Origin of the sequence: uncultured Treponema sp., assembly GCF_945873775.1 — a bacterium.
Classification (GTDB): domain Bacteria; phylum Spirochaetota; class Spirochaetia; order Treponematales; family Treponemataceae; genus Treponema_D.
This window is the reverse complement of sequence record NZ_CAMCEC010000015.1, coordinates 13,190-35,817: the sequence shown is the minus strand read 5'-3', so window position 1 is coordinate 35,817 and position 22,628 is coordinate 13,190. Positions and strand designations below refer to the sequence as shown.

The following is a 22,628-nucleotide window of genomic DNA, read 5'->3' as shown; positions in this document are numbered from 1 at the left end:
TTACTATAATAAATACGTAAACGCATAAAATTCTTGGAGGTGGTTTTGTGCCTGCTGTAATTTCCGTAATTATAACTCTTGCTTTTATTTTTGCGCTTTTAAAATTATACAAGGCTTCAACTGAAAAAATGAATTTTTTCTCAAAGGGCTTTGACTACGGATTCAAGCATTCTGAAATTTCCGCGCTATGGCAGCTTGCAAAAAAATGTGGAATTGAAGAGCCGCTTTCACTTTACATTTCAGAAAATTCCGTGAACAGATGCATTTCTTCAGTAATCGAAGAAGCAAAGCAAAAAGGCGCGGAAGACTCAACGCAGGTTCAGGCATTTCTTGAAAAGCTTTATAAATTCAAAACGCGCGTAATTCTTGACAAGGAAAACAAACGCGGAATAGAAAGCACAAAATCACTTGACACAAACCAAAAGCTAAGCGTCATTTTAAAAGGCAAAGGCGTTTTCAAGTCGCGCATTTTAAACAACGGGACTCAGCTAATAATTCTTCTTCCATATCAAATTTCAAAGCAGTCCAAGCGGCCGGAATTTCTTTCTGAATCTGAATGGGACGGAAAAGAAATTTCAGTTTACTTTTGGAGAAACGGAGACGCAGGATATGCGTTTGACACAAAAGTTATAGGTACTGGAATTTTCAGAAGCGACAAGGCTTTGTTTTTAATGCATTCAACAAAACTTGACCGCACTCAAAAAAGACAGTCAATAAGATGCAAATGCGAAATTTATGCGCAGATGTACATTGTCCAGCAAGGCGAAAAAATTGAATACGACAAAGTTGAAACTGCGCCCGGATACAAGTGCCTTCTTGAAGATATAAGCGAAGACGGAGCTATGATAAGAATCGGCGGAAAAGGAAAATCAAATGTCCGCATAAAAATCCAGTTTGAAATAAACGGCGCGCTCGTTGTCATGCACGGCGTAATAAGAGCAGTTGAGTGGAACAGCCAGCTTGGCCAATCAAGAATTCATTTTGAATGCACGCACATTGATAAAGGCATGAGAAACACAGTTCTCGCATTTGTTTACAACGTGATTCCGCAGGAGCAAAAAGAAATTCATCAGGCGATTGAGCAGGCTTCTTCGGAAGAAAATCAAACTCAAGAAGAAAACAGCAACGAGGAAAACATTAAGCAGGAAAATTCAAGCCAGTAGTTTTTGAGGATACATGAAAGTATAGAAATTTTTCTATATATTTTATATTATTTATTAAAGAAGATTTGCTATGAAAAAAAATTTATTTAAACAAATATTTTTAGTTGTTCTTTCAGTCTGCGGATTTTGCTATGCGCAGGAATCTTATATGTCTGACTTTTACAAAGGAAACTTGGTTGAAAAAAAACAAGTTGTTGAGTCTTCAAGCGCAGCAGGAGATTCTTCAATTGCAATCGCATCTCTTGACTTTTCAATTTCCGCCTATGACGCTCTTAGTTCAGATGCTGATTTTATAAACCTTGTGGAAACTTCTGTAAAATCGCTTACAGCAGGAAACAGTAAAGGCAAGGAAAAAATCATCTCTGAAAAACTCAGGACAATTTTTAAAATCTTCAGCGATTCAAAAATAAAGATTGCAGTTATTGACGCTTTTTCTGTTTTTCAGTCGCCGGAAAATCTTTATCTTGTAAATGATTTTTTCTACAGCAAAATGCAAAAATCGCAGGAAATGGACGAGGCTCTTTTAAAGGCAGTTCTTTTCATGGGCTCCTACGGAAATTCCGCATCGTTCAATATGCTTTTTATTGCTGACATTCTCGATGTCTGGCCGTCTTACAGCGCAATCTTGGCTTCATCTTACGGCGGACTTGCAAACGAAAGTGAAAAGGAAATTCTTCAGTTTTTGTCAACTGTTCCAATTGAAAAAAAGATTCTGATTTTAAGAAGACTTGATGAAAATCCAAAAGTTTCAAAAAAAATTTGCGGAGAAGCTGCAGAAAACGCATTGTCTTCAGTTATATATAATATTGAAGGAGCAAAACCTGATTTTTCAGGAAGCAAACTGGATTTGACTCTTGTCTGCCTTCAAGTATTTTCTGACACACAATGGACTAGAGCCGCATCTTTGATTGCTTCATGCTTTAATGGAATTAGACAAGAATATGAAAACGGAAATCTTTCTGATGAAGACTTTTCTTCTACAATAAAAAATATGGCTTCTGTTTCTTCTGCGGAAACTTCTTCGGCGCTTTCATCTTATCTTGATTTTCTAAACAAGCAAACTGAAAAAAATCTGCCTCCTAGCAAAGCCGTTGTGCTTTCTTTAATCAATTCACTGGGGGACATGGGCGACAAGGCCGCTTTTGACAGCCTGCTTTATGCAACTTATCTTGATTATCCAGAGGAGGTTATAGCTGCCGCAAAAAATGCCCTTGCAAAATTAAAGTGGTAGAATTCTTAAAAGAAAATTTTCTAAGTCCTTTTGTTCTAGCGGCGGTAATATTCTGTATTTTTATTTACTCAGGCTTTTTTAAATGCAAAGAGCGTTTTCCGTATAAAAGCCTGATTCCTTTGGAAAAAATAGACACTGCGTCCGGCATAATTTGCTCAAATCCTTCAAAAATTTCTTCTGGAAAGTCTTACATTCTTAAAATAAAACTTAATTCTGTTTCAGGTGAAATTTCCGGCGTAAAAATAAATTCGCAGGCATCTGGAAAAATTTCAGTTCTTGTTCCTGCAAAAATCATTGAATCTTTATATCCTGGAAAATTATATTCATCTTCAAAAAATGAAGTAATCATTGAAGAAGGTGAAGCTGTAACTTTTTATGGTAAATTTTCAAAATCATTTTTTTCAGCAGAAAGCGCAGAACAACTAGAGCAAGCTCCGACATTAAAACAAAAAATTTCCAGGTTCAGGTCTTTTTGCAGGCTTACATTCAAAAGGCTCATGTACGGCTGGGGAAGCGCAGGCGGTTTTATTTTGGCTTTGCTTTCCGGCTCAAGAGAATACACAGACAGCTCCTTGTGCGAAACTTTTAGAAATGCAGGACTTTCCCACGTTCTTGCATTAAGCGGAATGCATCTTTCTTTTTTTTCATCAATTGCAGGCGGAACTGGAAAAAAGATTCTTGGAAAAAAATTTGACTTTTGGCTTAGGCTTTTTGGAATTTTATTTTTTGTATGGTTCGCAGGACTTTCGCCTTCGTTGTTCCGAGCATTGCTTTGTTCCTTGATTCTGCTTTTCTGCGGAATTTTCTTTTGCGTTCAAGTAAATTTTTTCAAGGTTCTTTGCTTTGTATTTTTGCTTCACTGCATGATTTTTCCTGATGATATTTTTTCAGCGGCGTTTATACTTTCTTATGGCGCACTTGCAGGAATTCTTCTTTTTGGAAATGCGTTTAAATGTTTTTTTCAATCATTTTTTCCTAAAAAAATTTCAGATTCACTTTCAGCTTCTGCCGGCGCACAGAGCGCGACTTTTCCTGTAAGCCTTGCGCTTTTTAAATCAGCAGCTCCCGGAGGAATTCTTGCTTCAGTTGCAGTTTGTCCGCTCGTAAGCATATTTTTGACTTTTGCCATGGTTGCAATTTTGCTTTCTTTTATGATACCTTTTCTTTCTCCGTTCTTTGGAGCTATAATGAATTTTCTTTATCAGATAATAAAATTGACGGCAGAACTTTTTGCGCTTTTGCCGCTTGTAGAATTTTAATTTTTTGGAGCAAACATGAATCATCCCGATTATAATTCGCCATCTGAATTAAAAGCTTTTCTTGAACAGGCAGGAATGGCAATGCAAAAAAAATTCGGACAGAATTTTATGATAAACCAGTCTGCAAGGGAAAAAATTATTTCTCTTCTTGAATTGAAAAAAGACGAGCTTGTGTGGGAAATCGGACCTGGACTTGGCTGCATGACAGAACTTATTCTTTTAAGCGGCGCAAACCTTGAAGTCTTTGAAATCGACAGAGGCTTTATTTCTATATTAAAGCAATTTTTTTGCCAGCAGGAAAAAGCAGGGAAATTTAAAATTGTAGAAGGCGATGTTTTAAAAAACTGGAAAAAATCATTCGCAGAAAATCCGCAAAAACCTTCAAAACTTTTTGGAAATCTTCCATATAATATTGCAGCGACGTTTATTGCCGATACAATCACAGAAAATGTTGTTTTTGAAAAATGCGTCTTTACAGTTCAAAAAGAAGTTGCCCAGCGAATGGCAGCAAAAAAGGGAACTGAAAATTATTCTGCATTCAGTGTTTTGTGCCAGTGGGGCTATAATGTAAAACTGGATCTTGTTCTTGGCTCAAGCAGTTTTTGGCCGCGTCCTACAGTTTCGTCTCAGGCAGTTGTTATGACAAAAAAAGAAAAGCCTTTCAGCGGAAACTCTGCGCTTTTTGTAAAAACTGTCCATGCTCTTTTTGCCGCGAGAAGAAAAACAATCCAGAATAATATAAAGCCACTTCTCCCGGAAAATATTTCAGCGGAAGATTTTTTTAAAAAATGCGGAATCTCAAAAAGTGAACGTGCGGAAAATTTAGCAGTCGAAGATTTTATAAAGATTTCGGATATGTTGAGCCAACTCAAGCAATCTGATAAAATGTAAAAAGAGGCTCAAAAAATGACAGCGGAACAAATTGCAGAAAATTTTGAATCAGTTAGAAATCAGATTAAAGAAGCTGAAAAGAAATCCGGCAGAAATGAAGGCTGCGTAAAACTTTGCGCTGTAAGCAAATTTCATCCTGCGGAAGATGTTTTGGCTGCGCTAAAAACTGGACAAATACTTTTTGGTGAAAACCGAGTGCAAGAGGCTTTTGCAAAATTCACACAGATAAATTCAGTTTCAAAAATCAAGCCTGAGCTCCACATAATCGGAAGCCTCCAGACAAACAAAGTAAAAAAAGCCGTTGAAATCGCGTCTTGCATTCAATCCGTGGACAGAGAAGAGCTTTTGGCGAAAATTGAAAAACAATGCGCAAAATTTGAAAAGAAAATTGAAGTGTTCTTTGAAATTCACACTGGCGAAGATTCAAAAAGCGGCTACAAGGAAAAGTCCGTATTGCTGAAATCAGTAGAAAACTGCGCAAATGGAATTTATCCGCACATTGTTCCAAAAGGACTTATGACAATGGCGCCTTTTACTCAAGACGAAAAACTTATCCGCGCATCTTTTTCTGAACTACGAAATTTAAAAGATGAACTAAATAAAAGATTTCCTTCACTTGAAATAAACGAGCTTAGCATGGGAATGAGCGGCGACTATAAAATTGCAATCGAAGAAGGAAGCACATTGGTCCGCATAGGAACAGCATTGTTTGGAGAACGCGACTACTCTTAGCAGGATGAAAAATTTTCATTTTATTTTAATTGTTTTTATTTTGCCTCTTTTTTTTCCGTTGCAAGTTTTTTCTCAGTCTTCGGAAAATACAGACTCAACTCCAGAACCATATACCGAAAATGAATTTCCGCAGTGGTCAAAAGATTTGAGGCGGTTTGAAATTGTTTCTCTTGGAGCAGTTCCGTTTGTCGCAATCAGTGTGAATTTGGGCTACAGTGCATACCAGTATTTTTCTGGAAATTCTTCAACTTTTGAAACTCCTTTTACTAAAGGCACTTCTTTTACGGAAGGAGAGCAGATGAAAATTTTTTGCGCTTCAATTGGCGCAGGTGTGCTTATTGGATTTTCAGACCTTGCGATAAATCTTGTAAAACGCCACAACGAAAAAAAACGCCAGAAGAAAATTCTTGAAAGCCACGATCAGATTATAGTAGTTCCGTTTCAAGAAAGCGAAAATACAAAAAATGAAAACTTAACTTCGGAGCAATAGATGTCTTTTTTTACAAACAAAGTTCCTCCAACTTACAAAGGCGAAATCCGGCTAGATAAATACATTGCGTCTCTTCCAAACGGAATGAACAGAAGCAAACTGAAAAGCGGAATTGTCTGTATTCAAGTAAACGGAAAAAAGCAAAAAATTTCGTGCCAAGTAAAGGCAAATGATATAATCGATATTCAGTGGGAAGAAAATGTTCCAGACAATATTGAGCCTGAAAATATTCCGCTTGATATTATTTATGAAGATGAAAATGTCTGCGTTGTAAATAAAAAGCAGGGAATGGTGACTCATCCTGCCGCGGGAAACTGGAAAGGCACTTTGGTAAACGCGCTTTTATATCATTGGGGAAGACAATCAATTCCAGAACTGAAGGAAGGGCAGGTTTCAAAAATTCTTTCAAACCGCAGGCCGGGAATTGTTCACAGGCTGGACAAAGAAACTTCCGGCATAATTATAACTGCAAAAAATCACGACACAGAAGAATTCCTTTCAGCCCAATTTAGAAACCACAGTTTAATTGTAAAAGAATACATTGCAATCTGCATTGGCCGTCCTCAGCATCAGCACGGAATTATTCAGACAAATATAATCCGCGACCCAAAAGAAAGAAAAAGATTCAAGGCTGTAGTTGGCACGGAAGAAGGAAAGCCTGCCGAAAGCTACTACGAGTGCATAAGTTGCTACGGAGAATATTCCTTGATGAAAGTTCGGATAAACACTGGAAGAACACATCAAATACGGGTGCACATGAAATACCTGAACTGTCCTATTCTTGGCGACGGAATCTATGCGCATCAGGATAAAAAATTTCCAAAGGCAACTCTCATGCTGAATGCAAGGCTTTTGAAAATAAAAATTCCGGGAAAAGAAAAACTTTCAACTTTTAAATCTCCAACGCCTGAACGCTTTATAGAAGTTATGAAAGTTTTAAAGCGCGACTACACAAAAGTAATTCTTCCAAAGGACAAGTAACAGACAATGGATGCAGAAAAACAGATACAGATTGTCATTGAGCCGACAAAAGAAAATCCGTTTGTAGTCATAAAAAAGCCACGAGGACTTCCAAGCGCGCCGCTTTTTGAAGGGGACAAATGCGCGTTTACACAAGCTGCCAAACTGTACCCATATCTTTTAGAAGTTTCCGGAAAAAAAGCAATAGAACACGGACTTGTGCATAGAATTGACACGGAAACAGAAGGTTTGCTTTTAATTGCCGCAACACAAGAATGCTACAATGCGTTTATAAATTTTCAACATGAAGGAAAGTTCTTAAAAGGCTATTCTGCAAAATGCCAGAAAATTGAAAAAATGCCAGAAGGATTTCCTCCAGCTGAATTTCTACTAGAAAATAAATCAGATTGTATAAAAAAATATACAGTTTCTTCAAAATTCAGACCTTTTTCCTTAAAATCAGCGCAAGTCCGGCCTGTAACAATCAATTCTGGAAAAGCAGCGCAAAAAAAATGCAGTGAAAAAATTTACACAACAGAAGTTTTTATGGATACAGACAAACTTTTTGCAAAATGTTCTATAAAAGAAGGCTACCGCCACCAAGTAAGATGCCATTTAGCTTGGCTTGGCTTTCCCGTCCGCGGAGACAAACTTTACAATCCGCTTTGCAGCCAAAATGAAGAAATGCAGTTCTTTGCAGATTACCTAAAATTTCCGCACCCTTTGACCGGAAAAATTGTTGAATGTTCTTACAATATAAAAGCTCAATGATTATTGGGTCAAGCGATAATGGCAATAAAATATTCAACTTGCTAATTGCGTTGTCATTACCAACATTTCAACTGCCTGTCATTGCCGCAGCTTATACAACAATATCGCAAAAAAAAATAATTTTTTTTCTGTATCTTATTGACTTACAATAAAATGTCGTTTATATTTTCAGTTACCGATTATTCGGTAACGCTATAGACAAGTATGGAAAAGAAGAAGAATTCAACCAGAGACAAAATTATTCAGTCAGCATTCTCTTTTTACGATATGCTTTTTTTTGAGAGAATTTCGCTTTCAAAAATCGCTGCAAAAGCTGGCATTACAAAACCTGCGATTTACAAACATTTTAAAAGCCGTGAAGACTTGGAAAATGCAATGAAGTCGCTTATTCTTAGCGATATTGCAGACACAATAAAAAACTGCGGACAAAATCCAAACGATGCTTCTGTTCTTGAAAAAGTTATAGTTCTCCTTTGCAATAAAAAATCATATTTCTATTTTATACTTTCAAATTCTCTTGAGTTTAGCATTGACAACTTTTTGATTGAAATAGAAAAAAACGGAATTTCAGATTTAAACTTAGAAAATATTTTTGACAGCTGCGGAAACATTGCGGATATTGAAGTTTACAAAAAAGTTCTTTATATTTCCGCCACAATAATTTTTTTCCAAGGCGCAAGAGACTTTATCCTGCTAGACAAAAAACTTCAGGACACAGATGAAAATATTCAGGAATATGCAGAAAAACTTGCCAGCTTTGTTAAGTTTGGCGGACTTGGGCACGACATAAAAAACATTGACGCGCTCCGGCTTTCTCAGCTTGACATTCTTTGCAGCAAAGAAATTCAGTCTTTAAAAGAGCCTTGCAAATTTTTTACAGCAATCGGAAACGTTGTGCGCAGAGTAGGTTTTTCAGGAACTACAATTGAAGAACTTGCAAAAGAACTTGGACTTGCAAAAAGCAGCCTGTATACAAATTTCAGCTCAAAAAAAGAAATGTTCAAAGCACTTATAAAGGAAGAATGTTTGAATTTGTTTCACGTTATCAAGCAGAATCTTCTTTACGCAAAAAACAGCGCGGAATGTATATACATTTTTATGGAAACTGAAATTGAATTTTTCCTAAAAAGAAAGGGCCTGCTTTATGTTTGCCACTGGCTCACCTTCCAGAATTCAAAGAATGATTTTAAAATCAAGGAGATGCACGAAAAAAGGGAAATGGCAATTGGCAAAGACGAGCAGCTTGACTTTACATCTTTTATTCTCAATGCCGACATTATAACCCAGGTACCAGATTTTGGAACTCCAAAGATGGATGTACAGATTATGTTTTCGTGGATTTTCCACATGCCGATTTTTTTCTTGCTGCACAACGAGCTTCATAATTTTCCAGAGGAATCTGTTCACGCCGCAATGAAGGATTTTTTCTATTGCATGGAAAAAGGAATTAATTTTATTGATAATAAAGAAAATAATATTTCAGGAGGAAAGAAATGATTTTCAGCAAAAAGACGTTTTTTAAGATTTCAGTCTTGCTTGCTATGTCTGGAGCTTTTGTCTTTGCGCAGGAAGCCCAGCAGCAGAGTGAACCTGACAAAAAAACTGTAAAATTGACAATTTACGAAGCCGTGGATTACGCGCTCGAAAACAGCCACACGCTCAAGACTGCCGACATTGACCTTGAAATCAAGGAGCGCGCAGGAAAGAACGCCTGGAATGTTTTGCTTCCGACAGTTCAGGCAATGGGAACTCTCAACAGAACTACAGACATTTCTTCAAATTTGGCGGGAACAAACACAATGATGAAACTTCACGGGCTTCCTGAAATTGAAGAAACAGACAGCATGAAATGGACAGGAATTGCAACACTTTCAGTTGACTGGAATTTCAGCCTTGCAATGATTCAGCAGATAAGAGCGGCAAAAGCAGGCTACGAAGCAGGAAAAATCAGCTATGAGCAGAGCCTTGTTGAAACAGAAGTAAATGTAAAAAAACTTTTCTACGGACTTCTCTTACAGCAGGAAAATTTAAATTTGCAGAAAACAACTCTTGAAAATTCAAGAAGGCGCATGGTTCAGGCAGAAGCGAACTTTAAAAACGGAATGGTTCCAGAGCTTTCAATGCTCCAGGCGCAGGTTACATACCAGAACAAAAGCCCGGAAGTTGCCCAGATGGAACGTGAATTCCGCCAGCAGCTTGACACTTTTGCATTTCTTTTGGGTCTTCCAGTAGGAACGGACATTGTTTTGCAGGGAAGCATTGAGCCTTTTTATGTTGACTTGCATTACGACACTCTTATTGAACGCTACGGAAACAACAGCCTAGACCTTCAGTCAATTGACAAGAACATTGAGCAGCTTCAGCGCAATCTTGACGCATTGAACCTTAGCATTTACACTCCGTTTTTCAATATTAGCTACGGATTTAAGCCAATGCTCACAGATTTCCTTGACGCAGACAAAGGCGGATTCCCAACTGGCGGAGACTGGACAGATTCTGGCTCTATAAGCTTTACGATTGGCTGGAACCTTACAAACATTCTTCCGTTCTCGGCAAACAGACAGCAGGCAAAAGACTTGCAGGCGAATCTTGACAAGCTCAAGGTAAGCAGAGAAATGCTCCTTGAAAACCAGAAAATGACAGTCCGCAAATCTGTAGACACATTGATTCAGGCGCGCGAGCAGATTCAGTCCATGAACAGAAGCATAACACTTGCCCAGCGCTCTTATGACATGACAGTGCGCGCTTACCGCAACGGAACAAGAGAACTTCTTGATGTGCGCGATGCAGAAAACCAGCTTAACACTGCAAAACTCGGACTTGCAAACCAGAAGTTCAATTATATTTCAGCATTGCTTGACTTGGAAACAACTCTTAATACAAAACTCACCGGAGGAGAAAAATAAAATGAAAAAAACAAGCGCAAAACTACCTTTTATCTTGATGGCAGCGGCAATCTTGTCATCCGCATTGGTTTCCTGCAAGGGAAAATCAGAAAAAACTGCAAAGGAAGAAGAAACTGAAACAATCTACGCGGTAAACGCAGACATTGTTCAAGCCGGAAACCTTGACGACTACTTGGAATTCGGCGGAGATGTTTCTTCTGTTTCCGCAGTTGACGTCTACCCGGACGCGGCAGGAAAAATCTCTCGCATAAGAGTTTCTGTAGGAGACCTTGTAAAAAAAGACCAGATTATAGCTTATGTTGACCCGAGCCGCCCTGGAATGAACTACAGTGAAAACCCTGTAAAAGCTCCAATTTCAGGAAGAGTAACTTCATTTCCGCCAACAATCGGAACAATGGTTTCACAAAGCTATTCAATCGCAAAAATCAGCGACACAGACGAACTTCAGATAAAGGTAAATGTCGCTGAACGCTTTATAAGTAGAATCCGTGAAAACCAGACTGCTATTGTAAGTTTTGACGCATATCCTGGAGTTGAATTCAAAGCGCGCGTTTTTGAAGTTTCTCCGGTTTTGGACACAACAAGCCGCACAATGCTTGCCAAGCTCAAGGTTGAGCCAGCTGACTCAAGAATAAAGGCAGGAATGTACGCCCGTGTAAAACTCATCACTGACACAATTGAAGGAGCTGTTGTTATTCCAAATGACGCCATTGTTTACCGTGACGGCAAGCCTTACGTATTCACAGCAAAATCAGAAAGCGCGGAATCCAGCGTAAACATGGTTTCTGTAAAGGAAGGGCTTTCCGTAGACAACAAGACAGAAATTCAGGAAGGACTCAAAGAAGGAGACGTTATAATTGTAAAAGGACAGTCTCTTTTGAGCGATGGTTCCAAAGTAAAGATTCTTTCAATTTCTGGAAAAGCGGTTGAAAGCAAAACTGAAAACAAGGACTAAAATATGACATTTTCAGAAAAATGTGTAAATAAACCAGTAACAACAGTGTTGATCTTTTTTATAATGGTCGCACTGGGAATTTTCTGTATATTCGATATGCCGGTAGATATGTATCCAGACATGGACTTACCGTATATGCTTGTTTATACAGCTTATGACGATGCAGGTCCGGAAGAAGTAGAGCAGAGCCTTACAAGAACGATGGAAAGCTCTCTTTCCGGACTTAGCGGACTTAAAAAAATGCAGTCGCAGTCTCAGTCTGGCGCAAGCATTATCTCTCTTGAGTTTGACTACGGAACAAACCTCGATACAGCGGCTATAGAAATCCGCGACAAGATTGATATTGTACGAAGCTATCTGCCTGATGACGCAGATTCTCCAATCACACTTAAGCTTGACCCTTCAATGATGCCTATTATGAACATTGTAGTTCAGGGCGACTTGACCCCGGAAGAGCTCAGAACAATCGCCGAGGACACAATCCAGCCGCGTCTTGAGCAGCTTGACGGTGTTGCCTCTGCAAATGTTATCGGAGGACGCGAGGAATCTATAAACGTTGATATTCCTAGAGACCGACTTGAAGCCTACGGACTTTCAATTTCCACAATCGCACAGATGATTGGCGCGCAGAACGTTCAAAGCTCAGGCGGAACAATCACTTCTGGCGATAAAAACTATACTATTAAAACGAGCGGAAAATATAAAAGCATAGAAGACCTCAAGAACACGGTAATCACTTACAAGCCTGATTCCCTGGACAGTTCAAGACTTGTTACAGTAAAGCTCCGCGATATTGCTGATGTTTATGACGGCTACAAAGACGAAAGCACTCTTGCTTACTTGGACGGAAAGCCTTGTGTAATGCTTATGATTCAAAAGCAGAGCGGAAAGAATTCCGTTACAGCCGCAAAGAACGTAAGAAAAGCTATTATAAAACTCAAGGCGGATCTTCCTGCTGGAGTTGAGCTTGTTGAAACTTCAAACACAGTAGACATTATTGAGCAGACAATCAATGAAGTTGTTTCTTCTGTTGTTCAGGGCGCGCTTCTTGCCGTTGCAGTTTTGTTCATATTCCTGCGCTCTCTAAAAAGTACATTCATCATCGGACTTTCAATTCCGATTTCGGTATTTGTAACACTCATGCTCATGTACTTTAAAGGCATGACAATAAACATGATTTCCATGGCGGGACTTCTCCTTGGAATCGGTATGCTTGTAGACAACTCAATCGTTGTTCTTGAAAACATCTACGCTTACCGCCAAAGAGACGCCAAGCCAAAAGTAGCGGCAATCCTCGGAAGCCAGGAAATGGTAACTTCCATAACCGCTTCAACTTTGACATCTGTATGTGTTTTCCTTCCGATGATTCTCTTTAGAAAAAAACTTGGAATCATGGGACAGATGTTCGACAGCCTTGCTTACACAATTATTTTCTCATTGATGTGCTCGCTGATTGTTGCGATTGCCCTTGTTCCAGTTCTTTGCTCAAGCTATCTTAAAATCGACAAGATTGTTGACGAAAGGAAAAGCGGAATCGGCTACGGAATAAACCAGGCATTCAACAAATTCTTCCTGAACCTCGACAACGGATATGCAAAAGGAGTCCGCTTTGTTCTTCACCACAGAAAGACATTTATTATTGTTCTTGTCTGCTGTTTTGTTCTTTCTATAGTAAGCGTAAAATTTGTAGGCTTTATCTTTATGCCTGAATCCGCTTCAAACACAGTCGGAATTGAAGTCGAGCTTCCAATGGGAACAACTCTTGAAGTTACAGAAGACACTTTGAGAACTCTTGAGGAAATCGGAAAGAAAGAACTTGTAGGCGTAAAATACACATCTGTAACAGTCGGCGGAACAAGCGTAATTTCCTCAAGCTCAGAAACAAACACAGGCGCAATCACTTGGACTTTGTACGAAGCAAAAGATCGTGAAAAAGGCTGGGACAACGAAAAGTCTGCAAAAGACAAGCTTAGAAAATACTTTAACACAATTCCAGGCGCAACACTTTCATTTGCAACAAATTCAAACAGCGCGTCTTCTGGAGAAATGAGCATCGACATCCGCAGCAACGACCTTGACCTTGTCCGCAACACAGCTGCCCAAGTTGAAAAAATCCTCAAGGAGCAGGCGGCTGAATTTGTAACAGAAGTTTCAAGCGATGTTGAAGACGGACTTCCTCAGGCAGAAATCGTAGTTGACCGCGACAGAATGTACGAACTTGGCTTGAACATTTATAACGTAGGCTCTGAAATCAATGCCGCAATCAACGGAAAAACCGCCAGCCGCTACACAAAACTTGGAGACGACATTGATGTTATTGTGCGCCTTGCAGAAAAAGACAAGAAAAAGCTCGCTGATATTGACCAGGTTTCTGTAGTGAATTCAAAGGGACAAAGAATTCCTCTTTCAAGTTTTGCGCATTATGAGGAAAACCTTTCGCCTGTTACAATCCTTCGTGAAGACCAGTCAAGAATTGTCCATGTCAAGGCAAAGCCTGTTTCTGGAGTTTCACTTGACGTTGTTCAGACAGGGCTTTTAAAGATCATAAACGACAACATTCCAAAAGACGACGCCGTAACAATCTCCATAAGCGGAGACTACGAAGACATGATGGAAGCAGTTGTGAACTTCGGCGCGATTATTATTCTTGCCGCGGCATTGGTTTTCATTGTTATGGCAAGCCAGTTTGAATCATTGATTGACCCATTCATTGTTATTCTTACAATTCCGTTCTCGTTCATCGGAGTTATGATGACTTATGCAATGGTCAGCCAGCGTCTTAGCGTTGTTACAATCATGGGTATGCTCGTTCTGGTCGGAACAATCGTAAACAACGGTATCGTTCTTGTTGACTATACGAACCTTTTGCGCAAACGTGGCTACGAACTTGAGGAAGCTTGTGTTGAAGCCGCAAGAAACAGACTTCGTCCAATCTTGATGAGTACGCTTACAACAGTTATTTCTCTTGCTCCAATGGCGTTTTTCCCAGGCGAAGGCTCAACTTCAATGCAGCCGATTTCTCTTACAACATTCGGCGGAATGACATTCGGTTCAGTAATGACACTGTTCCTTATGCCTTCTATTTACTACATCATAAACTCAAGAAGAATGAAAAAGGCCGCAAAAAAAGCTGCCAAGAAAGAAGCACTTCAGCAAAAGAAGCTTGAAGCCCTTGAAGCAAACAACGCTTAGTTTTTGGTTGGAGGAAAATTATGGCTGATGAATACGAAAAAAATATACAGCGTGTGCGTGTTGAAATAATATGTTCCCAGGCGCTTGAAGAAGACTTTGCCGAGGAATTTGAAAAAAACAAAGTAGGCAAGCACTACACAAAAATTTCTCCTGTAATGGGAGCAGGCTACAGCAATCCGCATTTGGGAGACGCAGTTTGGCCGCAGCTCAACACAATGTACATAATCTACTGCAGCGAGGAAGAAGCTGAAAAAATCAAGCAGATTGTGGTCAAGCTTAGAAAGCTCTTTATTACGGAAGGAATCGGCTGCTTTATAGGCAGCGGAACTGAAATATAAAAAACTATGTCAAAAAATCCTGCTGGTTTTTACTGGCAGGATTTTTTTACTTTAAAACTGATTGCAAATAAAAAATCTTAATGGTAAACTTTTCTTTAAATTTCTCACTGGAGAGCAAAGATGGAAAATTACTGCATAATGGTGCAGACTGGAAGCGAGGAAAAGTTCAAGGAAGAGGCGGCAAGCAGACTTTCAGAAATAGAAAAAAGCAGCAAGATTCAGTTTTACTTCTTCAAGAAAATGATGCGGACAAGCAAAGGCAAGACTTTTGAAGAGCCGCTTTTTCCAGGATACATTTTTTTAGAGGCGGACTGCTTGAACACAGAGTCCGTTACAACTCTAAAGACAGTGAAAAATTTTTATCACTTTTTAAAGTCCAACAGCGACATAACAGAGCTCAAGGGAGCTGACCTTGCGGTTGTGGAGCAGTTCAAGCGGTGCGGCGAGCGGCTGGGATTTTCAAAGCTGTACTTTGAGCCAGGAAAAAAAATCGTAGTCGTTGAAGGACCTCTCCAAGGCCTTGAAGGAAAAATAATCGCAGTAAACAAAAAAAGATGCCGCGTAACAATCCAGCTGGACATGATGCCCAACGTAAAAAAAATCGACCTTATGTACGACCTCGTTCAGCCGTTATAAACAAAGCTATTGCCAGAAGTTTTTGACGAAAATAAAAAAAAGCAGCCAGTTATTCCTACGCAAGGAAATGTTCTTCATCGGAATGCAGAGGTTTTTACTGATGTACAGTCATGAGAATGGCAGACAGGCTTTATTAATTTCTTCATTGACAGCGGTTTAATATTTGATTTATAATCTACAAAATACGTTGCAACTGTTTATTGATGTCCGGTAGGGACGTAAACGTGTACAGCTCCAAGCCTTTTTTAGTACGCTGGGATTTTCCCCATGGCGGAAAGGGCGGAGGTGTATGCGGAATTGACGGTTGAAGGCGTGGAAACGAATCTAAATATCAAAATTTAGTTTCATTTCCTGACTTACAGCTATAATATAAAAAAACTTAATTAATAATCAAATTTCAACAACGCAAGACTAACCTGAACATCAGACTTTATAGTTTTATGTCATTATCGGGCTTGACCTTGCAGTGTTTCTTAAAGATAGTCGGCTGGTAATCTTTTGAAAAATTGCAGCAAATTCTAACTATATTTACTTCGCGAATTCTTGCAGTAAAATGTTTCCTAAAAAATATGTGTCCGACTTTCAATATGCTAAAACAAAGATTATAGTCAATCACTTGTTTTTACCAAAATGTAAAATAGAGTTTTTTGCAAAATATTTTATTTTATCAATGGAATGTTTTTAAATATCTAAAACAACATAATTAAATTAATCTCTATCCCCACGAAAAAACAATGAAAGAACCAAAAATCATTCAGCTTCCGAAGATAAGTGACCCCAGGGGAAATTTGTCTTTTTTTAATTCAGCTTTGGAGAAATATTAATCATGGAACTTTGTAGACTTCTCGATTTTAAGGACTTGGGCGACGAGCGCGGAAAACTTGTTGTTGTGGAAGGCGCGCAGGATATTCCGTTTGAAATAAAAAGAGTCTTCTATATATATGGCTCTGATAACGAAATAGTCCGCGGAAAGCATGCGAACAAGGAAAGCGAATTTGTTCTTATCAATGTTGCCGGGAAATCAAAGGTGCGTGTTACAGACGGAATCGGCGAACATGTTATTGAACTTAACCGCCCGATGCAGGGAATTTATCTTCCCAAAATGGTCTGGAAAGATATGTATGATTTTTCTCCGGACTCAGTTCTTCTTGCTCTTGCAAGCACGCACTATGATGGAAAGGAATATATCCGCGACTATGATGAATACTTGAAGATTATGGGTGTAAAGAAGTGAAAGGCGAACTGTCGAATCAAAATGAGCATTCAGCTGCAAATTGTTCAAAGCGAGAAAATCAGTATGACTTGCTTAGAATTTTATGCATGGCGGCGGTCGTCTTTATCCATGCCGTAACGTCCCAAAAAAATCAATTGCAGCAGTTTGTTCTTACTCTTTCCGGATGTGCGGTTCCGGTCTTTTTTATGCTTTCAGGTGCGTTTACACTTGGAAATAAAAAAATCTTAAAAAATTTAAAGAAATATTATCTTAACAAGTTTTATAAAATTGTACTTCCGACATTAATATTTTCATTTCTTTATATTTTGTGGGAAGTGTTCTTGAAAGTCAGGAAAGAAGGATTTTCCTGTGCTGGAAATTTCTTTTTCCTGCTTCTGGAAAAATGGATTGCTACAGGAATTCCAGGAAATGGTTATCATTTATGGTTCATGAGCGTAATCATATTCTTTTATGCTGTTGCACCACTGCTTGTGGCTTTGAAAAATTACTATAAGAATATATATATATATATATATATAACACTATACATTGTAGCTTTTGGACAGTTTTATATATTTGAAATAAGTTCTCCTTACTATATTAGATGGATTTTTTATCTGCCTGTAATAATGACAGGAGACCTTGTAAAAGAAATAAATAAAGAGCACAGTAACAGATTTCTTTTTTTTACGGTGCTTGTTTTTTCTATTGTCTTATTAACTGTTGAGTATTTGCTGAAGTTAGAACTTTTGCAAAATTCTAAAAATCAGTTTATTTATTTTTTGATTCATGACGGAACAAGAACCAATATTGTTGTTGATCCGGAAACACTTCAAATATTTAATCTGCTTTTTTCTGTTTGTATATTTTATCTGTTTTCAAATTTGCAGATAAAAAAGAATTTGTTAAAACTTGCGGAAATGAGTTTTTATGTTTACTTGATTCATTATGTGCTAGAGGGGATAGTTTTAGCTCTTATGATGAAAGCCAATATAAAATTTAATCTTGGTTTTCATTTAGATTCATTCTTCGGATTTTTTGTTAGAGCAATTCTTGTGCTTCTACTTTCTTGCTTAGGTGCGTTTTTGATACTGAATATAAAAAATGCTTTTAGAAAGAGTTTTACTGAAAAATAAGAGGAGAATATAGGTGAGCCAGCCTTTAATTTCACTCTGCATTCCGACAAATGGCGTGATTGAATGGGTGTTTCCGGTTCTTGACAGCATTTATTCCCAAAGTGTGGATAATGAGCTTTTTGAGGTTGTTGTTACGGACAACGGAAACAATGCGGAATTTAAAGCCAAATTTGATGAATATCAGAAAAATCATGAAAATCTTTTCTATTTTAGAAGTTCTGGCTATGAGTTTTTGAGCGAGCCTGATTCCTATAAGAATGCAAAGGGGCTGTTCATAAAATTTATAAACCATAGAACAAAGCTTGTTCCGGGCGCCCTTGAGTATTTTATAAACTGGATAAACGAAAATAAAGAGGAAAAGCCGTTTGTGTATTTTACAAACGGTGTGCTTGGTAAAGAAAAAACTTTTGAGTTTGATAGTTTTGACGGATTTGTAAGAGGACTTTCTTACTGGTCTTCATGGTCAACGGGAATGGCATTTTGGAAGGAAGATTTTGATTCAATTCCAAAGGACACTGTATACAATTTCTTGTTTCCTCACACAACAATTCTTTTTAGCCAAAAAAACAGAAAAAAATATGTCATTGACGACAAAATCCTTCTTGATGAAATTCCTCAAGGCAAAATTCCAAAAGGCAGGTACAACTTGTTCAATGCTTTTGGCGTTGAATATCCTGGAATTATCTGCGACTTGCTAAGAAACAAGGATATAACTCCTGAAACTTTTGTCTGTGTAAAAAACGCGAACAGAACATTTTTGGCGAATCTCTATTTGGATTACATAATCTTAAAAAGAAAATGCTCATACGATTTGAGCGGCTATAAAGAGTCTTTGAGAGTGTTTTATTCAGATAAAGAAATCAGAAATGCTGCAAAGCTTATGTTCATAGAAAGAGCAATAAAATTTCCGTTTAGATTTTTCAGAAAATTATCATCACGGTAAAAAATAGGAAGAAAGCTATGCAAGTTCCATTTTTAAGTTTGAAAGATATTACTGCGAAATATGCCGATGAGTTGCACGAGGCGGTTCTTCGTGTTACTGATTCCGGCTGGTATTTGCAGGGCAATGAAAACAAGAGGTTTGAGGAAGATTACGCAAAATATATCGGCACAAAGTATTGTGTTGGCGTTGCGAACGGACTTCAGGCTTTGGAGCTTATGATTCGCGCCTGTAAGATTTTGAACGGCTGGAACGATGGGGATGAAATAATTGTTCAGGCGAACACTTACATTGCAACAATCCTTTCTATCTCTCAGAATAATTTAAAGCCAGTTCTTCTTGACCCGAATCCAGACACTCTGGAGCTTGATGTTGAGGCGATTGAAAAAGCGATAACTCCCAAGACCTGCGGGCTTATGCTGGTTCATCTTTATGGAAGATGCCTGTATAACGAAAAAATTGGTGAAATATGTAAAAATCATAATCTTAAGCTTTTTGAGGATAATGCTCAGGCTCACGGCTGCTCTTATAGCGGAAGAAAGACTGGAAGCTTGGGTACAGTTGCCGCGCACAGTTTTTATCCTGGAAAAAACTTGGGGGCATTTGGAGATGCAGGCGCAATAACGACAAATGATGAAGAAATAGCGAGTCTTGTGCGCGTCCTTGGAAACTATGGTTCTTCAAAAAAATACGTTTTTGACTACATTGGCGAAAACAGCCGTTTAAGCGAGATGGATGCGGCTGTTCTTGATGTTAAATTGAAGCATTTGGACGACGACAACAACCGCCGAAAGCAAATCGCAAAAATGTATTATAAAGGAATAAAAAATCCGCTTATAAGGTGGCCTGAAATAAAGGCGGACGAAAGCAACGTTTTCCATATATTCCCGGTTTTTACAGAAAGAAGGGATGAGCTTCAGCAGTACCTAAAAGAAAAAGAAATAGGAACGATAATCCATTATCCGATTCCTCCGCACAAACAGACTGCCTATAAAGAATGGAACGGTTTGTGCTTTCCAGTTACAGAAAAAATCCATGCCGAGGAGCTGAGTCTTCCGATGAGTCCTACTTTGACAGATGAGCAGGTGCGGTATGTGATTGATGTGCTTAACAGGTGGAACTAAATATGAAAAAGCTTTTCTTATTTTCACAAAATGTAAAATTATCATCCTTTGAAAATTTAAAGCCTTATTGGAATAAAGGTGATGAAATAATTTTATTTACAACTCATCATCTTTTTGAAAATGAGATTGAATACTTAAAAAGCATTTTTGGCGACTTCGAATATATTTGCTATTCAATGTTTTTAAATGATTTTGAGCAAGAAGAAATAGATAAAGCAGCAGATAATGAAAATGTAAAAGATGTTTTTGATTATTATAATCAGGTGCGATTGATTAAGAATCAGAGAATTTCAGATATAATTTGTGAAAAGTATAAAGATGCAGATAAATATATTCTATCTAACGATTTGGGGATAGAAGAATCTGTTTGGTTGAAGAAAGGCTTTAAAAAGATTTCTTTGGAATACTATTATGACTGGCCGAAAACAAATGGATTAAAATCATGTATAAAAGTGTGTCTTAAAAAGATTCCTTTTGCAGTTTCTTTGTATAGAAAACTTAGAGGACAAAATGAAACTCCTTATGGTGATGATGTTTACAGTACTGTTTGGAATGAAAAGAAAATCATTTTCATAGGAAGATTGCAACGTGTCGGTTATAGAATTGGTCTTGATTTAAAAAAAGATGAAACAGAAAAAAGAAATCTTGATAATCATATATACCACAAAAAAGATGAATGCCAATATATAACTTCCATTCATGAACGTACAAAATGTAATGTACCTGATTCGCCTGATTATGATGTTCGCTATATACAGGACGGCTACCTTCCGCCGAATTATTCAGCCTGTGATTTGAAGTACATTCCAAAAAATGTTGAATACTATTCATGGGATATTATGGGAAGCCGCCACTTCCAATATCACAACATTCCGGTTTCTATAATGCCGTTTAGAAACAAGCTCTATATGCCAGAACCTGTTTTCCCTAAAAAAGTAAAGACCGTACTTGTTGCCACAAGCGGCACCGGCGACTGGACTGCTCAGAAAAACCGCTCAGATGATGACCTTATGGTTATGGCATTTGTAGAAGTAGCCCGAAGATTGCCAGATGTGCAGATTATATACAGAGCACATCCTACATGGATTTATCCAGTGCATGTAGGTGTAAATTCTATAAACCGTGTTGCTGAATATTTTGAATGGACAAAACTCCCGAACATAAGGCTTTCTGTAAATATTCCGAATATGAAACTCCTTTCGTTCCCTCGCAGTTCTTTGGAAGAAGATTTGAAGCAGGCAGACATCGTTTTTGGTGAACATTCTGTTTCTATGATTGATGCAGCTTTCAAAAACATTCCATTTGCTTCGGTAAATCTTACAACAAGGCGTGATTTGTTCTGTGGTCTTACAGAACTGGGATTTACAAGTTGCAAATCAGCAGACGACATAATAAAAGTGATAAATGATATTTCTATAAATGGGTATCAGCAAAAATATTTACAGGCAGTAAAAAAATATAACGAAATGACAGACAGGACAGAGTAAACATGAAAGAAATCTGCTCTTACGACAATTGCTTTGGTTGTTCTCTGTGCCACGACCTCTGCCCTAAAAATGCCATAACTATAAGCTGTGCAAGCGGTTTTTGGCGGCCAGTAATAGACTCTCAAAAATGCATAGATTGCGGTTTATGCAAAAAGAGTTGCCCTGCAAACAACATTGCTGATGCAGAAACTCTAAAAAGACCTACAATGCACTGTTATGCAAGCTGGAGCAAAGATGAGATAACTCATTTCAATTCAGCTAGTGGTGGACTTGCTTATGAACTTTCTAAATGGTTTATAGAAAATGGAGGTTGTGTTGCGGGGTGTTCTTTTGAAGTTGTAAATGGGTTTCTAACAGCAAAACATATAATTGTAGATACTATTACAGATTTACAAAAACTTTCAAAATCAAAATATGTTCATTCTAATAAAGATGATATATACAAGGCAGTGGCAGAGGTAAGTAAGCATAGAAAAGTTTTGTTTATTGGCGTGTCTTGCGAAGTATTTGCGTTATACGAATATTTTAAAGCGGGACGCCACGACATAACAAATGTGTATACATTTGTTATGTCGTGGCGGAAGTTCCCCTTTCGCCATGTCTATACACTTGCTAGGGCTTGAAAAGAAATATAAGAAAAAAATTACGAATGTAACATTCAGAGGTGGGGAATATAACTGCCAGTATGTTGCATATAGTGGCGATGAAATAATTTACCGTAAAGGTCAGTTTGAGGATGAATATTTCTTTGGATTTATGGCGCATACTTTGTACCAGCCTGTTTGCCATAGATGTCCGTTTGCAGAAGCCCGCCGAATTTCGGACATAACGCTTGCAGATTTTCAAGGTTTAACTCAAGAGATTTTTGTAAAGGCAGAAGGAAAAGGTGAAAGCCTGGTTTTAACTCATACAGAAAACGGGCAAGAATTTTTTGACCAGATAAAAGACCGGCTTGTGTTTTTTGAGCGTCCATTTGAAGAGGCTTTGAAAGAAAACACGACACTAAAAGAGCCAACAGAAACGCATGAAGAAAGAGAAAGACTTTGGAAACTGATTTACAAAATCGGCTTTGATAAGGCAATCCATAAAGTGTATTGGAAGCAGTACGCAAATTTTTATGCAAGAAAAGTTGTTGGCAAATACTGGAGGCTCCTTCCTAAAACAGCACGAGCGAAAATCAAAAAGATTTTAAGGCGAGGGTAGA

General features: G+C 38.1%; 21 protein-coding genes. All 21 read left to right on the top strand.

Annotated elements, in window-relative coordinates; genetic code table 11:
• Positions 1–47: 47 nt before the first annotated feature.
• The 21 genes from Q0N70_RS08285 to Q0N70_RS08185 all read left to right on the top strand — a co-directional run bounded on the left by Q0N70_RS08285 (position 48) and on the right by Q0N70_RS08185 (position 22,627).
• Positions 48–1,163 carry a PilZ domain-containing protein gene (locus Q0N70_RS08285; RefSeq protein WP_294015738.1) on the top strand — a complete coding sequence of 372 codons (1,116 nt, stop codon included), beginning with the start codon at positions 48–50 and terminating at the stop codon, positions 1,161–1,163.
• A 70-nt stretch (positions 1,164–1,233) separates the two neighbouring features.
• Complete coding sequence (locus tag Q0N70_RS08280) at positions 1,234–2,394, top strand: hypothetical protein (protein ID WP_294015736.1); 1,161 nt, start codon at positions 1,234–1,236, stop codon at positions 2,392–2,394.
• Positions 2,388–3,653 (top strand): ComEC/Rec2 family competence protein, encoded by a 1,266-nt coding sequence (locus Q0N70_RS08275; protein ID WP_294015734.1) that lies wholly within the window; start codon positions 2,388–2,390, stop codon positions 3,651–3,653. Before Q0N70_RS08280 ends, Q0N70_RS08275 begins: the two co-directional genes overlap by 7 nt.
• Positions 3,654–3,668: 15 nt before the next feature.
• On the top strand, positions 3,669–4,544 hold the full coding sequence (rsmA, locus tag Q0N70_RS08270) for a 16S rRNA (adenine(1518)-N(6)/adenine(1519)-N(6))-dimethyltransferase RsmA (protein WP_294015732.1): 876 nt from the start codon (positions 3,669–3,671) through the stop codon (positions 4,542–4,544).
• Between the two features lie 15 nt (positions 4,545–4,559).
• Positions 4,560–5,276, top strand: coding sequence for a YggS family pyridoxal phosphate-dependent enzyme (locus Q0N70_RS08265; RefSeq protein ID WP_294015729.1), 717 nt, complete (start codon positions 4,560–4,562; stop codon positions 5,274–5,276).
• A 4-nt stretch (positions 5,277–5,280) separates the two neighbouring features.
• On the top strand, positions 5,281–5,766 hold the full coding sequence (locus Q0N70_RS08260; protein WP_294015727.1) for a hypothetical protein: 486 nt from the start codon (positions 5,281–5,283) through the stop codon (positions 5,764–5,766).
• Complete coding sequence (locus Q0N70_RS08255) at positions 5,767–6,747, top strand: RluA family pseudouridine synthase (protein WP_294015725.1); 981 nt, start codon at positions 5,767–5,769, stop codon at positions 6,745–6,747.
• Positions 6,748–6,753: 6 nt separating this feature from the next.
• Positions 6,754–7,497 (top strand): pseudouridine synthase, encoded by a 744-nt coding sequence (locus tag Q0N70_RS08250; protein WP_294015723.1) that lies wholly within the window; start codon positions 6,754–6,756, stop codon positions 7,495–7,497.
• A 204-nt stretch (positions 7,498–7,701) separates the two neighbouring features.
• Positions 7,702–8,994 (top strand): TetR/AcrR family transcriptional regulator, encoded by a 1,293-nt coding sequence (locus Q0N70_RS08245; RefSeq protein WP_294015721.1) that lies wholly within the window; start codon positions 7,702–7,704, stop codon positions 8,992–8,994.
• Positions 8,991–10,403 carry a TolC family protein gene (locus tag Q0N70_RS08240; RefSeq protein ID WP_294015719.1) on the top strand — a complete coding sequence of 471 codons (1,413 nt, stop codon included), beginning with the start codon at positions 8,991–8,993 and terminating at the stop codon, positions 10,401–10,403. Before Q0N70_RS08245 ends, Q0N70_RS08240 begins: the two co-directional genes overlap by 4 nt.
• Position 10,404: 1 nt before the next feature.
• Positions 10,405–11,358, top strand: a complete 954-nt coding sequence (locus Q0N70_RS08235) for an efflux RND transporter periplasmic adaptor subunit (RefSeq protein WP_013701462.1) — start codon at positions 10,405–10,407, stop codon at positions 11,356–11,358.
• A 3-nt stretch (positions 11,359–11,361) separates the two neighbouring features.
• The gene (locus Q0N70_RS08230; RefSeq protein ID WP_294015716.1) at positions 11,362–14,550 is read left to right on the top strand and encodes an efflux RND transporter permease subunit; all 3,189 of its coding nucleotides are present in this window, start codon (positions 11,362–11,364) and stop codon (positions 14,548–14,550) included.
• Positions 14,551–14,570: 20 nt separating this feature from the next.
• Positions 14,571–14,888, top strand: a complete 318-nt coding sequence (locus Q0N70_RS08225) for a PG0541 family transporter-associated protein (protein ID WP_276752243.1) — start codon at positions 14,571–14,573, stop codon at positions 14,886–14,888.
• A 120-nt stretch (positions 14,889–15,008) separates the two neighbouring features.
• Entirely contained in the window at positions 15,009–15,524 is a 516-nt protein-coding gene (locus Q0N70_RS08220; RefSeq protein WP_294015713.1) for a transcription termination/antitermination NusG family protein, read from the top strand.
• Between the two features lie 826 nt (positions 15,525–16,350).
• Positions 16,351–16,758, top strand: coding sequence for an FdtA/QdtA family cupin domain-containing protein (locus Q0N70_RS08215; RefSeq protein WP_277291869.1), 408 nt, complete (start codon positions 16,351–16,353; stop codon positions 16,756–16,758).
• Positions 16,755–17,873, top strand: a complete 1,119-nt coding sequence (locus Q0N70_RS08210; protein WP_294015709.1) for an acyltransferase — start codon at positions 16,755–16,757, stop codon at positions 17,871–17,873. Before Q0N70_RS08215 ends, Q0N70_RS08210 begins: the two co-directional genes overlap by 4 nt.
• A gap of 13 nt (positions 17,874–17,886) precedes the next feature.
• Entirely contained in the window at positions 17,887–18,816 is a 930-nt protein-coding gene (locus tag Q0N70_RS08205; RefSeq protein WP_294015707.1) for a hypothetical protein, read from the top strand.
• A gap of 17 nt (positions 18,817–18,833) precedes the next feature.
• Positions 18,834–19,937: a DegT/DnrJ/EryC1/StrS aminotransferase family protein gene (locus tag Q0N70_RS08200; RefSeq protein ID WP_294015705.1), complete on the top strand. Its 1,104-nt coding sequence runs from the start codon at positions 18,834–18,836 to the stop codon at positions 19,935–19,937.
• A 2-nt stretch (positions 19,938–19,939) separates the two neighbouring features.
• Complete coding sequence (locus Q0N70_RS08195; protein WP_294015703.1) at positions 19,940–21,424, top strand: hypothetical protein; 1,485 nt, start codon at positions 19,940–19,942, stop codon at positions 21,422–21,424.
• A 2-nt stretch (positions 21,425–21,426) separates the two neighbouring features.
• Positions 21,427–22,047 (top strand): 4Fe-4S dicluster domain-containing protein, encoded by a 621-nt coding sequence (locus Q0N70_RS08190; RefSeq protein ID WP_294015701.1) that lies wholly within the window; start codon positions 21,427–21,429, stop codon positions 22,045–22,047.
• Positions 22,022–22,627 (top strand): Coenzyme F420 hydrogenase/dehydrogenase, beta subunit C-terminal domain, encoded by a 606-nt coding sequence (locus Q0N70_RS08185; protein ID WP_294015698.1) that lies wholly within the window; start codon positions 22,022–22,024, stop codon positions 22,625–22,627. Before Q0N70_RS08190 ends, Q0N70_RS08185 begins: the two co-directional genes overlap by 26 nt.
• Position 22,628: the final 1 nt, after the last annotated feature.